Consider the following 15,933-nt stretch of genomic DNA (forward strand, 5'->3'; position numbering starts at 1 on the left):
GAATTGCCGAGCATTCTAACCAGTAATCAGCGTTTCTTGATGAATCCGTAGATCACCAGCAGCACCACGGCACCGACCAGCGCGCCAAGGAAGCCTGCCGCTTGCCCAGCCTGGTATATACCCAGTGCCTGGCCGCCATAGGTAGCCAACAAGGAGCCGGCAATACCCAGCAGGATGGTCATGATCCAGCCCATGCTGTCATCGCCCGGTTTGATGAAGCGGGCCAGCAGGCCGACGATGAGGCCGATGAAGATGGTTCCAATGATACCCATGGCAATCCCTCTGCAGTGAAGTTGGAACAAGCCAAAGCCTAGACGGGCTTCGGCTTGTTGCCATATTCAGAGGGCATGCCGCTTGCGGAAGTTCGATTCGAAGCCCGATCAGTTGCTGATCAGCGCCTCTACTTCGGCAATCTTGCGCTCGAGGGTGGCCATGTCAGGGCAGCGCAGGGTGGCGTGTCCTACCTTGCGGCCAACCTTGAAGGCCTTGCCGTAGTGGTGCAGGTGACAGTCGCCGATGGCGACAACCTTGTCCACGGCCGGCACTTCACCGATGAAGTTGAGCATCGCGCTCTCGCCCACCTTGGCGGTCGAGCCAAGTGGCAGGCCGGCAATGGCACGCAGATGGTTCTCGAACTGGCTGCACTCGGCGCCTTCGATGGTCCAGTGCCCGGAGTTGTGCACGCGCGGGGCGATTTCGTTGGCCTTCAAGCCACCGTCAACCTCGAAGAACTCGAAGGCCATCACGCCAACGTAATCCAGCTTCTGCAACACGCGGCCGACGTAATCTTCGGCCAGAGCCTGCAGCGGGTGTGCCTGGCTGGCTACCGACAAGCGCAGAATGCCGCTCTCGTGGGTATTGTGCACCAGCGGGTAGAAGCGGGTTTCACCATCGCGGCCACGCACGGCCACCAGCGACACCTCGCCGGTGAACGGCACGAAGCCCTCCAGCAGGCATGGCACGCTGCCCAGCTCGGCGAAGGTACCCACCACGTCTTCTGGCGTGCGCAGCACCTTCTGGCCCTTGCCGTCGTAACCCAGCGTGCGGGTTTTCAGCACGGCCGGCAGGCCGATGCTGGCCACTGCGGCGTCCAGATCTGCCTGCGAGAGGATGTCGGCGAAGGCCGGGGTGGGGATGCCCAGGTCGCGGAACATGCTCTTTTCGAACAGGCGGTCACGGGCGATGCGCAGCGATTCGGCGCTGGGGTACACGGGCACGAACTGCGAGAGGAAGGCCACGGTCTCGGCCGGGACGCTTTCGAACTCGAAGGTGACCAGGTCGACTTCGTCGGCCAGCTGACGCAGGTGGTCCTGATCGCCGTAGTCGGCACGCAGGTGTTCGCCCAAGGGCGCAGCGCAGGCGTCCGGTGCCGGGTCGAGGAAGGCGAAGTTCATGCCCAGCGGGGTACCCGCCAAGGCCAGCATGCGGCCCAGCTGGCCGCCACCGATTACACCGATCTTCATGGGTTGAGCCTCAAGCCTGGCGCGGGTCTGGGTTGTCCAGCACGGTGTCGGTCTGTTCCGTGCGGAACTGCTTCAACGCCGCGTGGTACTGCGGGTACTTGGCGCCCAGAATGCTGGCCGACAACAGGGCAGCGTTGACCGCACCGGCACGGCCGATGGCCAGGGTGGCAACCGGCACACCGGCTGGCATCTGCACGATCGACAGCAGCGAATCGACGCCCGACAGCATCGACGACTGCACCGGCACGCCCAGCACCGGCAGGTGGGTCTTGGCGGCGCACATGCCTGGCAGGTGGGCTGCGCCACCGGCACCGGCGATGATCACCTCGATGCCACGGCCCTCAGCCTCCTCGGCATACTGGAACAGCAGATCCGGGGTGCGGTGGGCGGAAACCACCTTCACTTCGTAGGGAATGCCGAGTTTTTCCAGCATATCGGCGGTGTGGCTAAGGGTGGACCAATCGGACTTGGAGCCCATGATCACGCCAACCAGTGCACTCATCGTCGAGCCTCTCCTGCAAGCGCCTTCTGGCGCGCTAAAAGCAACAAGCCACGCAGGTGGGCCGGCGTGGCTTGTCATACGGATTCTGAATCGACCAGGTCGGCCGAAGGCGCGGGATTGTAACGTATTTAAAGGCTGGCCGCCCACCCCTACAAGCACATGCCGGATCAAAGGGCAAGCTGTCTCGTGGGACAACTTTTTCCTGCTGCCTCGGGGTCGACGAGTGCTGCACGCTCGCAGCCCTTAACTCGCGCACTTTGGTACGTCTACATGAAAACTCCATGCTTTTTCGCACTTTCGTTTGGCCTGGTACTCAGCTTGCAATTGCCAAGTGCTTCAGCGGCCCACTCGCTCACCGTCACCGTCTATGTGCACGACGACCTGGCCGATATGCACGACGGGCAATTGAACGAAGACTTCTTCCAGCATTGGCTGAACGAAATGCGCCGTTTCAGCCAACATCCCATCGAAGTGATATTTCAACGCAATGTAAAACACATAACCGATATTGCTTATGCAGGAATGCCGTCCGAAAAGCTCCTGGAAGCTTTCAGCCAGCAGGTGTATGCACAACAGCGACACCGGCTCTACTCTCTCATGGACAAACATCTCCTGCTCACTCGCAACAGCTACGATCATAGCGGCCTGAACTACAACGCCGGCTTGGCCTATTTCAAGCAGAAAACGGCCATTGCCTCTGTGGCCGCATACGGTGCTGCCGCTCATGAAATTGGCCATCTGCTAGGCGCCACGCATGAAGACGCCGAACTGAAGTTCAATGGCTGGGTGTGCGAAACGTACACGCACCCCCGTGTACCGGCACGATCCAACTGCTACCGCTACAGCGACAGGAATCGTGCAAATATCACTGATTACCTGACATACAACTCAAATTGACGCTTCACCTTGTGCGCCAGACGACTCCAGCTTGCGCCATAGCAAGCGGACGTTAGCCTTACGCACCAAAGCACAGCGGTACAGGCGGATTTCCAGCGGCACATGCCATTGGCTACCGCCGCAGATCGCCAGTTCACCGCGTTCGAGCTCGCCACGCATCGACAGGCGCGGCACCCAAGCGATGCCCATCCCCTCCAGGGCCATGCTCTTGAGGCTGTCGGCCATGGCGGTTTCGTAGACGGTGGTATAACGCAGGTTGCGCTGGCGCAACAGCAAGTTGACCGAGCGGCCGAGGAATGCGCCGGCGGTGTAGGCTAGCAACGGCACACTGCCCTCGCCCTCCAGGTCGAACAACGGCTTGCCATCGGCATCCACGGCGCACACCGGCAGCATTTCAGTGGTGCCCATGTGCAGCGACGGGAAGATCTCGGCATCCATCTGCAAGGCCGCGTCCGGGTCATAGAACGCCAGCATCAGGTCGCAGCCGCCTTCGCGCAGTGCATGCACAGCATCTCCGACGTTAGTCGCAACCAGGCGGGTGGCGATGTTCAAACCGTCGTTGCGCAGCTGGGCCACCCAACGGGGGAAGAAACCCGACGCCAAGGAGTGTGCCGCAGCTACCTGCACCACTTCGCCCTGCCCGCCTTCCAAGTGATGCAAATGGCGGAGAATTTCGCTCAACTGGTCGACAACAGTACGCGCTGTGACGAGAAATAGCTGACCCGCCTCGGTCAGCTCGATGGGTGTGCGAGAGCGGTTCACCAGTTGCAGGCCCAACGCCGCCTCAAGGCTGCGAATGCGCCGGCTGAAGGCCGGTTGGGTCACGAAACGCCGCTCTGCGGCCTGGGAAAAACTGCGGGTAGCGGCCAGAGCACTGAAGTCTTCCAGCCATTTGCTTTCAAGGTTCACGAAGCACATCTCCCGGCGCGCACCAAAATGGAACACGCTCGAATATCAATTGGCGTCACATGAAACACTATGCCGTTTGTGCATAGGTTAGCGTGCAATAGCATTGGCCGCAAAAACACCTTCAGGCCTAGGATTGGCGCCATTCCGGCATGTGCCGGGTCAAAATCGAGATGATATACATCATGTCCTCTGCTGCATCGTTCCGCGTCGAAAAAGACTTGTTGGGTACCCTTGAAGTTCCTGCAGATGCCTACTACGGCATCCAGACCCTGCGCGCTGCCAACAACTTCCACCTCTCCGGTGTTCCGCTGTCGCACTACCCGAAGCTGGTCGTGGCCCTGGCCATGGTCAAGCAGGCCGCTGCCGACGCCAACCGTGAGCTGGGTCACCTGAGCGATGCCAAGCACGCTGCCATTTCCGCAGCCTGCGCCCGCCTGATCAAAGGCGATTTCCACGACCAGTTCGTGGTTGACATGATCCAGGGCGGCGCTGGTACTTCTACCAACATGAACGCCAACGAAGTCATTGCCAACGTTGCGCTGGAGGCCATGGGCCACCAGAAGGGTGAGTACAAGTACCTGCACCCTAACAACGACGTGAACATGGCGCAGTCGACCAACGACGCCTACCCGACCGCAATCCGCCTGGGCCTGTTGCTGGGTCACGACGCGCTGCTGGCCAGCCTTGATAGCCTGATCCAGGCCTTCGCTGCCAAGGGTAAAGAATTCGACCACGTACTGAAGATGGGCCGTACCCAGCTGCAGGACGCCGTCCCGATGACCCTGGGCCAGGAATTCCGCGCCTTCGCCACCACCATGACTGAAGACCTGCAGCGCCTGCGCTCGCTGGCTCCGGAACTGCTGACCGAAATCAACCTGGGCGGTACCGCCATCGGTACTGGCATCAACGCCGACCCTGGCTACCAGGCCTTGGCCGTACAGCGCCTGGCCACCATCAGCGGCCATCCGCTGGTACCCGCTGCCGACCTGATCGAAGCCACCTCCGACATGGGCGCCTTCGTGCTGTTCTCCGGCATGCTCAAGCGCACCGCGGTCAAGCTGTCGAAGATCTGCAACGACCTGCGCCTGCTGTCCAGCGGCCCGCGTACCGGCATCAACGAGATCAACCTGCCAGCGCGTCAGCCAGGCAGCTCGATCATGCCAGGCAAGGTCAACCCGGTTATTCCAGAAGCTGTGAACCAGGTGGCCTTCGCCATCATGGGCAACGACCTGGCCCTGACCGTCGCCGCCGAAGGTGGTCAGCTGCAGCTGAACGTGATGGAGCCGCTGATCGCCTACAAGATCTTCGACTCGATCCGCCTGCTGCAACGCGCCATGGACATGCTGCGCGAGCACTGCATCGTCGGCATCACCGCCAACGAACAGCGCTGCCGTGAACTGGTCGAGCACTCGATCGGCCTGGTTACCGCACTGAACCCGTACATCGGCTACGAGAACGCCACCCGTATCGCCCGCGTTGCCCTGGAAAGCGGCCGCGGCGTACTGGAACTGGTGCGCGAAGAGAAGCTGCTGGACGACGCGATGCTCGACGACATCCTGCGTCCGGAAAACATGATCGCTCCACGTCTGGTTCCGCTGAAGGCGTAATCAGGCCGCTGTAAACAGTCTCACCAGGTCGAGGGACTAGACACCTCTCAACCTTTCCAAGGCCCGAGCGCTTGCTTCGGGCCTTTTTTTTGCCTGAAGGTTTTGGAGGCCGCTATGCAGGCCTTCGCGACACCCGGCCGCGCCGGCAGGGTATGTGGTTTGCCTGCAGCCCCGGATATCGGCACACAACTTGCTCCATAATGCGTCCCAGCCCAACGGGATTACCCAGCATGCTGCACAGCCACCTGACCACCCTCAACGCAGTTTCGCTGATCCTCAACGTCTTCCAGGCAGACGGTTGCGAGGCGTCGGCGTTGCTGGCCGGCAGCGGCATTGGCCCGGCAGACCTGGGGCATGCCGATGCGCGCATCACCACCCAGCAGGAGCTGCAGGTTTGCGCCAATGCTGTGGCCCGGCGCGAGGACATTGGCCTGGAACTGGGCCAGCGCATGCGTGTGTCGTGCTACGGCATGCTCGGTTACGCGCTGCTCTCCAGTGCCACTTTGGGTGACGCCTTACGCCTGGCGCTGCAGTATCCGGCACTGCTGGGAACAGTCTTCAAGCTGCGCTTGCTCGACGACGGCCAACGTGTCTGGTTCAGCGCCAGCGATTACCAGGACAGCCCGGCGCTGAGCGCTTTCAACGCCGAGTTCTGCCTGGTGTCGTTGAAAGTCATCTGTGACGACCTGCTTGGCCGGCCGTTGCCGCTGCTTGGCGCACGCTTCGAACACCCTCGCCCTGGTTACCACGCGCTCTATGCCGAAGCGTTTCAATGCCCGATCGGTTTCGCCGCCGAGGACAATGCCTTTGCCTTCGAACGGCGATGGCTGGATATGCCGCTGCCGCTGGCCGACCCGATTACTCACAAAGCCATGAGCGAGCGCTGCCGGCGCCTGAACCTTGAATTCACCGGTCGCCAGGCATGGCTGGGGCGGATTCGCCAGCTGCTGGCGCAGCAACTGGACGCAGCACCTGGGCTGGAAGGGCTTGCGCGGCAGATGAACTGCTCGTCGCGCACCCTGCGCCGGCATTTGCAGGCGCTGGGCAGCAGTTATCAACAGCTGCTGGACGAGCTGAGGTTCGAGCGGGCCAAGCAGTTACTGGCCGATGAACAGATGCCGATCTACCGGATTGCGGAGACTTTGGGGTTCAGTGAGACGGCCAGTTTTCGGCATGCCTTCCAGCGCTGGAGTGGCGTGGCGCCCAGCCATTTTCGTGGTTGACCTGTTCTGGCCTCTTCGCGGGTAAACCCGCTCCTACAGGGGCGTCACAACCCCTGACGCCCTGGTGGCCATTGCAGGAGCGGGTTCACCCGCGAAAGGGCCGGGCCTGCCGGCCAATGTCCAAAGGCCGTTCACCGTTGCCGCCGCTGCCTTACCCGCGACGAGGCTGGGATAGGTCACCACCCATCTGGCCAAAGACCTTGGCCATATCGATCCCCTTTTGGCCGTTTGCGTCGTTCTCCCCTGCTGATCAGCCCATGACAATGGACCCACGCCAGTCCCACCGGAGAACAACAATGCTGACGATCTATTCCGATGACCACCGCCTGCACCACGGCCGCTGCGAGCTGATCGATGGCAAGCTGATGCCCTGTTTCGAAATGCCTTCGCGCGCCGACCATGTGCTCGACCAAGTGAAAAAACGCAACCTCGGCGACATCCAGGGCCCGACTGACTTCGGCCGTGCGCCGCTGTTGCGCGTCCACAGCGCCGATTACCTGGATTTCTTCGAAGGCGCCTGGGCGCGCTGGGCTGCACTGGGCCAAGAGGGTGACCTGCTGCCCTTCACCTGGCCAGCCCGCACACTGCGCCAGGTCAAGCCGACCGGCCTGCATGGCGAACTGGGTTACTACAGCTTCGATGCCGGCGCCCCCATCACCGCGGGTACCTGGCAGGCGGCCTATAGTGCTGCACAAGTTGCCCTGACCGCCCAGGCAGCGATTCAGCAAGGCGCCCATGCGGCGTTCGCCCTGTGCCGTCCGCCAGGGCACCACGCTGCCGGCGAAGTGATGGGCGGCTACTGCTATCTGAATAACGCCGCCATCGCTGCCCAGGCCTTCCTCGACCAAGGCCGACGCAAGGTCGCCATTCTTGACGTCGACTACCACCACGGCAACGGTACCCAGGACATCTTCTACAGCCGCGATGACGTGTTCTTCGCCTCGATCCACGGCGACCCGCAGGACGAATTCCCGTTCTTCCTCGGCTATGCCGATGAAACAGGCGAAGGCGCAGGCCAGGGCTACAACATCAACTACCCCTTGCCGGCCGGTAGCGACTGGGCCGCCTGGAGCGCAGCCCTGGAGGATGCCTGCAAGCGCATCGCCAGCTATGACGCCGACGTGCTGGTCATCTCACTGGGTGTGGACACCTTCAAGGACGACCCCATCTCGCAGTTCAAGCTGGACAGCCCGGACTACCTGGAAATGGGCAAGCGCATCGGCCAACTCGGCAAGCCGACCCTGTTCGTGATGGAAGGCGGCTACGCTGTGGAGGAAATCGGCATCAACGCGGTCAATGTGCTGGAAGGCTTCCAGCGCGCCCAGCCAGGAGCCCGATAATGGTCCGACTCAAACGTCTGCTCGCCCCGTTCATCGCTGCCACCCTGTTCGCGGGCGCCCTGCATGCGCAAGCCGAGCAGCGAACCCTGCGTGTATATAACTGGTTCGATTACATCACCCCGCAGACCTTGACTGCCTTCCAGAAGGACAGCGGCGTGAAGCTGGTGTACGACATCTTCGACACCAATGAGGCGCTGGAAGCCAAGCTGCTAACCGGCAACTCCGGCTATGACGTGGTAGTACCGTCCAACGTGTTCCTCGCCAAGCAGATCGAAGCCGGGGTGTTCCAGCCGCTGGATCGCAGCAAGCTGCCGAACTGGCAACACCTGGACCCGGCACTGATGAAGCTGATCGAGGCTAACGACCCGGGCAACAAGTTTGCCGTGCCGTATATGTACGGCACCGTGCTGATCGGCTTCAACCCGGCCAAGGTCAAGGCTGCACTCGGCGACAACGCGCCGGTGGACAGCTGGGACCTGATCTTCAAGGAAGAGAACATCGCCAAGCTCAAACAATGCGGCGTGGCCCTGCTCGACTCGCCGTCGGAGATTCTACCGCTGGCCCTGCAGTACCTGGGCTTGCCGCCGAACAGCGACAAACCGGCTGACTACAAGAAGGCCGAGGAGCTGATGCTGAAGATTCGTCCGCATATCACCTACTTCCACTCCTCGAAGTACATGGCAGACATCGCCAATGGCGACATCTGTGTGGCAGTGGGCTACAGCGGCAGCTTCTCGCAGGCAGCCAACCGCGCCCGTGAGGCGAACAACGGCGTGGTGGTGGACATGCGCCTGCCCAAGGAAGGCGCGCCGATCTGGTTCGACATGCTGGCGATTCCAAAGGGCGCTGCGAACCCGGAGGATGCGCATACGTTCATCAATTACCTGCTGCGGCCAGAGGTGATTGCGCCGATCAGCGACTTCGTGGGGTATCCGAACCCGAACAAGGATGCGACCGACAAGGTGAATCCGACGATTCGCAACAACCCCAACCTGTATCCGACGGCAGAGGCGATGGCCAAGCTGTATACCCTCAAGCCTTTGACGCGAGATGCCGAACGGGCCAGAACCCGCGCCTGGACGCGGATAAAGTCCGGTACCTGATGTTGAACCGGGGGCTGCTTTGCAGCCCCACTCATTTTTTCCAGACTTTGCGTAGTTTCATCAAGGCCTCGGCAATCTCGCCCTCCGGCACTGCCGCAAAGCCCAGCACCAGCCCTGCCCGCTTATCCACAGGCACCTCGCAGTCCGCCAACCAGAAATTGCTCAGTGGTGTCACTTCCACCCCCACCGCCTCAGCCTTGGCCACCAACTCCTGCTCCCGAGCAAAGTTATCCACATCGACCTTCACATGCAGCCCAGCCGCCACTTCCGGCATTGCGCCCAACCCCGGAATATCCACAGGCCAACCGGCCTTGAGTACATCGCGCCGCTTCAATGCCGCCTTGCGCATACGGCGGATATGCCGCTGAAAATGGCCACGGGCCATGAACTCGGCCATCACGCACTGGCTGCTGACCTCCGAATGCCGCACCGCCAACGCTTTGCCTTGGCTGAAAGCCTGCACCAGCTTCGACGGAAGCACCAGGTAGCCCAGGCGTAACGCCGGGAAGGCGATCTTGCCGAAGGTACCGACATACAGCACCCGCCCGTGCCGGTCGAGCGCTGCCAGCGGGGCCAGCGGTGCACCGCTGTAGCGATACTCGCCGTCGTAGTCGTCCTCGATGATCCAGCCGTCACTGCGTTCAGCCCAGGCCAGCAATGCCAGGCGACGTGCAAGGCTCATGGTCACCCCGGTCGGGTATTGGTGCGCAGGCGTGACATAGGTCAGTCGGCAATCCGTCAATTGTTCCAGCCGGCTGCAGTTCAGCCCGTCTTCATCCACAGGCACGCCACACACCCGGCCGCCCGCGAGCGTGAAGGCATGAGCGGCCGCCCGATAGCCTGGGTTTTCCACAGCCACACTGTCGCCCGGTTGCAGCAGCAACTGTGCACAAAGGCTGATGGCCTGCTGCGCACCGCTTGTGATCACAATTTGTTCAGCCGTACAGCTCAGCCCCCGCGAGCGGCGTAGATAGGCCGCTATCAGATCGCGCAAAGCCGGCTCGCCAGCGGGGTCACCATAGCCCAGTTGCGCAGGGGACGGGTTGCGCCAGAAACCCGCCTGTAGCTTGGCCCAGACGTCAAACGGGAACAGGTCGAACGCCGGAATGCCAACGCGAAAAGCACGCGGCGCACCGCTTCTGGGCGATGGCAAATGGTTATTTTTCAGGCGCTGCAGAGGTGCGCCTAAAAGCCTCCCGCTGGATAAATCCTCAGTATTTTCTTCACGAAATGTGGATAAACCTGTTGATAAGCCCAGGGATAACCCTGTGGATACTTGTGTGGACAGTTTCGGCAGCCGGCTAACGTAGGTGCCATCACCGACCCGGCTTTCGATGAAGCCCTCGGCATACAGTTGATCGTAGGCGCGCACCACGCTGTTGCGTGAAAGCGCCAACATGGCAGCCAGGTCGCGCGTAGCCGGCAGGCGAGTACCACTGCTCAGGCGCCCATCCAGTACCCGCGCTCGCAACACCTGATACAGCTGCTGGCTAAGCCCGCGGCTGCGATCCAGGGCGATCCCGGCAGGGTCGAAAGGCAAGATGAGGGGCGACTCGCGCATGATATTGGACCTATGAAAACAGGCATTAATGGATCTTACCCAGAACCAATAGCCTGCCTAGGATGGAACCATTCGACAAGGATCCCGCCATGTACAACAGTAAGCCGCACCAGGAACACGACCTCACCCGCTTACACCAGCACATGCTAGACACCCGCCTGGCCGTTCTGGTCAGCCAGGGCGAACAGGGCCTTCTGGCCACGCACCTACCGGTGCTGGTCGATACCGCCGAGGGCGATTTCGGCACTGTGTATGCCCACCTGGCCCGGGCCAACCGCCAATGGCAAGACCTTCAACACGGCGGCGAAGCACTGTTGGTATTCCCCGGCGCCGATGCCTATGTCAGCCCCGGTTTTTACCCAAGCAAGGCCGAAAACCCAAAGGTGGTGCCGACCTGGAACTACCTGGCGGTGCACGCTTATGGCCCGGCCGAAGTTATCCATGAGGCCGAGCCGCTACTGGCTATCGTAAGCCGCCTGACCGACCGCCATGAACAGGGTCGCAGCGAACCCTGGAAAGTCACCGATGCCCCTGCCGACTACATCGAGGGCATGCTCCGCGCCATCGTTGGTATCCGTCTGCCCATCGCGCGCCTGCAAGGTGCGCGCAAGCTCAGCCAGAACCGCTCCGGGCACGACATCGATGGCGTGCGCGAGGGCCTGAGCGCCAGCCCCGATCAACGGGACAATCAACTCGCGGCGCACATGCGCCAACTCTGAAGGAATAGCCCATGCCCAACCTTACCCTGCGCCCTGTCACTGCCCAAGATCACGCGGCCTGGCACGCCCTGTGGCAGGCCTACTTGCACTTCTACGAGACCGAGCTGGCCGATGCCGTCAGCCTGAGCACCTGGCAACGCCTGCTCGACCCCAGCGAGCCAACCCATTCGGCACTGGCCTGGGTCGACGGCAAGGCGGTGGGGATGGTCAACTTCATCTACCATCGTTCCAACTGGAGCATCGAGAATTCCTGCTACCTGCAGGACCTGTATGTGGACAGCACGCAACGTGGCCTGGGCATTGGTCGACAGTTGATCGAGCACGTCTACACCACTGCCAAAGCCGACAACTGCATCAAGGTGCACTGGCTGACCCACGAAACCAACGCCACCGCCATCAGCCTGTACCAGCAGGTTGCCGAGCGCTCGGGCTTCATCCAATTCCGCAAAGGCTTGTAGGCCGAACATGACAGACGCATTGAACTGGAAACCCGCCGCAACCCCCAAGGCCGAGCCCATTGAAGGCCGCTTCATCCGCCTGGAGAAGCTCGATCCAGGGCGCCATGGCGAAGACCTCTGGGAAGTGCTGCAGGGTCCGGCTTCCGATCCGGTGCTGTGGGACTACCTGCCGTACGGCCCGTTCGCCGAACGTGCCGCCTTTGACCGCTGGCTGGAAGGCAACGCTGCTGGCCGCGACCCGCTTTTCTACACCGTCATCGACCGCGCCAGCGGCCAGGCCCAAGGCATCCTCAGCCTGATGTCGATCGTGCCTGACCATGGTCGGATCGAGATCGGCCACATTGCCTTCGGCGCCGCCATGCAGCGTACGCCCAAGGGTACCGAGGCGGTGTACCTGCTGGGCAAGCTGGGCTTCGCGCTGGGTAATCGACGGCTGGAGTGGAAATGCAATAACGCCAATGCCCGTTCCAAACGTGCGGCAGAGCGATTCGGCTTCGTCTACGAAGGGGTGTTCCGCAAGCACTTGGTGGTGAAAGACCATAACCGCGATACGGCGTGGTATTCGATTACCGATGATGAATGGCCGGCGGTGGCTGCCGGGTTTGAGCGGTGGTTGAGTGAAGAGAACCAGCAGCCGGGTGGCCAGGTGGAAAGCCTTGAGGTGTGCCGCAGAGGTTGAGCGGTGTGCTGAATCAGCTGGCCTCTTCGCGGGTGAACCGCCCCTACAGGGATGCGCGTTGTGAGGTTCGGGTCTACCCGCGCAGAGGCTAGTGATTCCGGCACAAAAAAAGGGGAGCATCCGCCCCCCAGAGGTTAACCAGTTGTAGATGAGGGCTTAAATCAGCCCTCGATCTCGATCAGGATCTCACCTGGCGTCACGCGATCACCCTTGGCCACATGGATGGCCACGACCTTACCGGCGATGGCCGCCTGCACTTCGGTTTCCATCTTCATGGCTTCGGTGATCAAGACCGCCTGGCCGGCCTTGACCATGTCACCTTCCTTGACCAGCACATCAACGATGTTCCCCGGCATGGTGGTGCTTACGTGGCCAGGGTCAGTAGCCTGCTTGCGCTTGCTGCCGCCACCGCTGACGAACTCGTTGAGTGGCTCGAAGACCACTTCCTCCGGCATGCCGTCGATCGACAGATAGAAGTGACGCTTGCCTTCGGCCTTCACGCCCACACCGGTGATGTCGACGCGGTAGGTTTCGCCGTGTACGTCGATGACGAACTCGGTCGGCACCCCTTCACCGCCTGGGGCAGCCACGGCACCGGCTTCCGGAATCGGCAGCAGAACTTCAGGCGTCAAGGTGCCAGCTTCGCGTTCTTCGAGGAACTTGCGGCCAATGTCCGGGAACATGGCAAAGGTCAGCACGTCTTCTTCGCAACGGGCCAGGGCACCGATGTCGCTACGCAACTTGGCCATTTCCGGCTTCAGCAGGTCAGCCGGGCGCACATCGATCACTTCTTCGCTGCCGATAGCCTGGCGACGCAGTTGCTCGTTGACCACACCCGGAGCCTTGCCATAGCCACCTTGCAGGTACAGCTTCACCTCATTGGTGATGGTCTTGTAGCGCTCACCCGCCAGCACGTTGAAGAAGGCCTGGGTGCCGACGATCTGCGAGGTCGGGGTGACCAGCGGCGGGAAGCCGAGGTCTTCACGCACACGCGGGATTTCGGCCAGCACTTCGTTCATGCGGTTGAGGGCGCCCTGCTCCTTGAGCTGGTTGGCCAGGTTGGAAATCATGCCGCCCGGTACCTGGTTCACCTGCACCCGGGTGTCCACCGCGGTGAACTCGCTTTCGAACTGGTGGTACTTCTTGCGCACGGCGTAGAAGTACAAGCCGATCTCCTGCAGAAGCTCCAGGTCCAGGCCGGTGTCGAACTCGCTGCCCTTGAGCGCAGCAACCATCGACTCGGTACCCGGATGGCTGGTGCCCCAGGCGAAGCTGGAGATGGCGGTGTCGATGTGGTCCGCGCCATTTTCCACAGCCTTGAGCTGGCACATGGCTGCCAGGCCGGCGGTATCGTGAGAGTGGATGAACACCGGCAGCGACTGTTCAGCCTTCAGCGCCTTGACCAGCTCGCCAGTGGCGAACGGGGTCAACAGGCCAGCCATGTCCTTGATCGCCACCGAGTCGCAACCCATAGCTTCCATCTGCTTGGCCTGGTTCACGAAGGCTTCGATGGTGTGTACCGGGCTGGTGGTGTAAGCGATAGTGCCCTGGGCGTGCTTGCCGGCGGCCTTGACCGCTTCGATGGCCACGCGCAGGTTACGCACGTCGTTCATGGCGTCGAAAATGCGGAACACATCGATGCCGTTGACCGCCGCCTTGGCGACGAAGGCCTTGACCACGTCGTCGCTGTAGTGGCGGTAGCCCAACAGGTTCTGGCCGCGCAGCAGCATTTGCAGGCGGGTGTTTGGCAGCGCTGCGCGCAGCTTGCGCAGGCGCTCCCACGGGTCTTCCTTGAGGAAGCGCACGCAGGCGTCGAAGGTGGCACCACCCCAGACTTCCAGCGACCAGTAGCCAACCTTGTCGAGCTTGTCGCAGATCGGCAGCATGTCTTCGGTACGCATGCGGGTAGCCAGCAGGGACTGGTGAGCGTCGCGCAGGATCGTGTCGGTTACGTGAATTTTCTTGGACATTATAGGGTTCCTCACAGGCCTGCGTGGGCGGCGATGGCGGCGGCGATGGCCAGGGCCAGCTCTTCGGGTTTGCGCTTGATCGAGTAGTTGGTCAATTCAGGGTGGCTTTCGACAAAGCTGGTATTGAACTGGCCGCTACGGAATTCCGGATTGCGCAGGATTTCCTGGTAGTACGCGGCGGTGGTCTTCACACCTTGCACGCGCATGTCGTCCAGGGCCCGCAGGCCGCGGTCCATGGCTTCTTCCCAGGTCAACGCCCACACCACCAGTTTCAGGCACATGGAGTCGTAGAACGGTGGAATGGTATAGCCGGTGTAGATCGCCGTGTCGGTGCGCACGCCCGGGCCGCCGGGGGCGTAGTAACGGGTGATCTTGCCGAAGCTGGGCAGGAAGTTGTTTTTCGGGTCTTCAGCATTGATACGGAACTGCAGGGCGTAGCCGCGGTGCTGAATGTCTTCCTGCTTGACCGACAGTGGCAGCCCCGAGGCGATGCGGATCTGCTCACGAACGATGTCGATACCGGTGATTTCCTCGGTAATGGTGTGTTCCACCTGCACCCGGGTGTTCATTTCCATGAAGTACACCTCGCCATCGGCGAGCAGGAACTCCACGGTACCGGCGTTCTCGTAATTCACCGCTTTGGCCGCACGCACCGCCAGGTCGCCGATGTAGGCGCGTTGCTCAGGAGTGAGCTGTGGGCTCGGGGCAATTTCGATGAGCTTCTGGTTACGGCGCTGGATAGAGCAGTCGCGCTCGAACAGGTGCACTACGTTACCGAAGCTGTCACCGAGAATTTGCGCCTCGATGTGCTTCGGGTTGACGATGCATTTCTCCAGGAACACTTCGGCCGAACCGAATGCCTTGGTCGCCTCGGAAATGACCCGCGGGAAGTTCTGTTCCAGTTCTTCGCGGCTATTGCAACGGCGAATACCACGGCCGCCACCACCGGAGGTAGCCTTGAGCATCACCGGATAACCGATGCGATCACCTTCGCTCAGGGCTTCATGAATATCGGCAACGTTGCCTTCGGTGCCCGGGGTTACCGGCACACCGGCGGCGATCATGGTGCGGCGCGCTTCGGTCTTGTCGCCCATACGGCGAATCACGTCGGCGGCCGGGCCAATGAACTTGATCCCGCGCTCGGCGCAAATTTCTGCCAGTTCAGCGTTTTCCGAAAGGAAACCATAGCCCGGGTGCAGGGCATCACAGCCGGTTTCCACAGCCAGGTTCACCAGCTTGCGCGGGTTCAGGTAACCGGCCAGCGGCTCGGCACCGATGCTGTGTGCTTCGTCAGCGCGCTTGACGTGCAAGGCATGCCGGTCGGCGTCGGAAAAGATCGCTACCGAGCGAATGCCCATCTCGGCGCAAGCACGCACGATCCGAACTGCGATTTCACCTCGGTTGGCGATCAGGATTTTTTTTATCACTGGAGTCTTCCCAAAGCCGTAGGAACAGTCGAGCCGGTTCTACCGGTCGGCGCGTGACCAGACGATGCTGGCCAG

General features: G+C 61.6%; 15 protein-coding genes. 8 read left to right on the top strand and 7 right to left on the bottom strand.

Annotated features, from left to right (window positions below):
• Positions 1-26: 26 nt before the first annotated feature.
• The 3 genes from KW568_RS28490 to purE form a co-directional block, all read right to left on the bottom strand.
• Positions 27-272, bottom strand: coding sequence for a GlsB/YeaQ/YmgE family stress response membrane protein (locus KW568_RS28490; protein WP_003253308.1), 246 nt, complete (start codon positions 270-272; stop codon positions 27-29).
• Positions 273-380: 108 nt separating this feature from the next.
• Positions 381-1,463: a 5-(carboxyamino)imidazole ribonucleotide synthase gene (locus KW568_RS28495; RefSeq protein WP_004575201.1), complete on the bottom strand. Its 1,083-nt coding sequence runs from the start codon at positions 1,461-1,463 to the stop codon at positions 381-383.
• A 10-nt stretch (positions 1,464-1,473) separates the two neighbouring features.
• Positions 1,474-1,965 (bottom strand): 5-(carboxyamino)imidazole ribonucleotide mutase, encoded by a 492-nt coding sequence (gene purE / locus KW568_RS28500; RefSeq protein ID WP_003253304.1) that lies wholly within the window; start codon positions 1,963-1,965, stop codon positions 1,474-1,476.
• A 270-nt stretch (positions 1,966-2,235) separates the two neighbouring features.
• Here purE and KW568_RS28505 point away from each other — a divergent pair, with 270 nt between their 5' ends.
• Entirely contained in the window at positions 2,236-2,862 is a 627-nt protein-coding gene (locus tag KW568_RS28505; protein ID WP_003253301.1) for a zinc-dependent metalloprotease family protein, read from the top strand.
• Here the strand turns inward: KW568_RS28505 and KW568_RS28510 are convergent.
• Entirely contained in the window at positions 2,854-3,771 is a 918-nt protein-coding gene (locus KW568_RS28510; protein WP_003253299.1) for a LysR substrate-binding domain-containing protein, read from the bottom strand. The genes KW568_RS28505 and KW568_RS28510 overlap by 9 nt on opposite strands.
• 182 nt (positions 3,772-3,953) lie before the next feature.
• Here KW568_RS28510 and aspA point away from each other — a divergent pair, with 182 nt between their 5' ends.
• From aspA to KW568_RS28530, 4 genes are all read left to right on the top strand, one after another.
• The gene (gene aspA, locus KW568_RS28515) at positions 3,954-5,378 is read left to right on the top strand and encodes an aspartate ammonia-lyase (protein ID WP_003253297.1); all 1,425 of its coding nucleotides are present in this window, start codon (positions 3,954-3,956) and stop codon (positions 5,376-5,378) included.
• Positions 5,379-5,608: 230 nt separating this feature from the next.
• Positions 5,609-6,601, top strand: a complete 993-nt coding sequence (locus tag KW568_RS28520; protein WP_003253295.1) for an AraC family transcriptional regulator — start codon at positions 5,609-5,611, stop codon at positions 6,599-6,601.
• Positions 6,602-6,897: 296 nt separating this feature from the next.
• Positions 6,898-7,941 (top strand): histone deacetylase family protein, encoded by a 1,044-nt coding sequence (locus KW568_RS28525; RefSeq protein WP_004575200.1) that lies wholly within the window; start codon positions 6,898-6,900, stop codon positions 7,939-7,941.
• On the top strand, positions 7,941-9,044 hold the full coding sequence (locus KW568_RS28530; protein WP_003253292.1) for a polyamine ABC transporter substrate-binding protein: 1,104 nt from the start codon (positions 7,941-7,943) through the stop codon (positions 9,042-9,044). Before KW568_RS28525 ends, KW568_RS28530 begins: the two co-directional genes overlap by 1 nt.
• A 31-nt stretch (positions 9,045-9,075) precedes the next feature.
• On the opposite strand, the gene KW568_RS28535 is transcribed toward KW568_RS28530, so the two are convergent.
• Entirely contained in the window at positions 9,076-10,605 is a 1,530-nt protein-coding gene (locus tag KW568_RS28535; protein WP_004575199.1) for a PLP-dependent aminotransferase family protein, read from the bottom strand.
• An 89-nt stretch (positions 10,606-10,694) separates the two neighbouring features.
• Between KW568_RS28535 and KW568_RS28540 the strand changes: the two genes are divergently transcribed.
• The 3 genes from KW568_RS28540 to KW568_RS28550 are packed head-to-tail and all read left to right on the top strand — an operon-like array spanning position 10,695 to position 12,461.
• The gene (locus KW568_RS28540; RefSeq protein WP_003253288.1) at positions 10,695-11,324 is read left to right on the top strand and encodes an FMN-binding negative transcriptional regulator; all 630 of its coding nucleotides are present in this window, start codon (positions 10,695-10,697) and stop codon (positions 11,322-11,324) included.
• 11 nt (positions 11,325-11,335) lie between these two features.
• A complete protein-coding gene (locus KW568_RS28545; RefSeq protein WP_003253286.1) occupies positions 11,336-11,782 on the top strand; it encodes a GNAT family N-acetyltransferase in 447 nt (148 codons plus the stop codon).
• A gap of 7 nt (positions 11,783-11,789) precedes the next feature.
• On the top strand, positions 11,790-12,461 hold the full coding sequence (locus tag KW568_RS28550; protein WP_004575198.1) for a GNAT family N-acetyltransferase: 672 nt from the start codon (positions 11,790-11,792) through the stop codon (positions 12,459-12,461).
• 161 nt (positions 12,462-12,622) lie between these two features.
• On the opposite strand, the gene oadA is transcribed toward KW568_RS28550, so the two are convergent.
• A complete protein-coding gene (gene oadA / locus KW568_RS28555) occupies positions 12,623-14,431 on the bottom strand; it encodes a sodium-extruding oxaloacetate decarboxylase subunit alpha (protein WP_003253282.1) in 1,809 nt (602 codons plus the stop codon).
• 11 nt (positions 14,432-14,442) lie between these two features.
• Positions 14,443-15,858 (bottom strand): acetyl-CoA carboxylase biotin carboxylase subunit, encoded by a 1,416-nt coding sequence (locus KW568_RS28560; RefSeq protein ID WP_003253279.1) that lies wholly within the window; start codon positions 15,856-15,858, stop codon positions 14,443-14,445.
• Between the last annotated feature and the right edge of the window lie 75 nt (positions 15,859-15,933).

This window comes from Pseudomonas sp. HD6515, from assembly GCF_024971855.1.
Classification (GTDB): domain Bacteria; phylum Pseudomonadota; class Gammaproteobacteria; order Pseudomonadales; family Pseudomonadaceae; genus Aquipseudomonas; species Aquipseudomonas alloputida.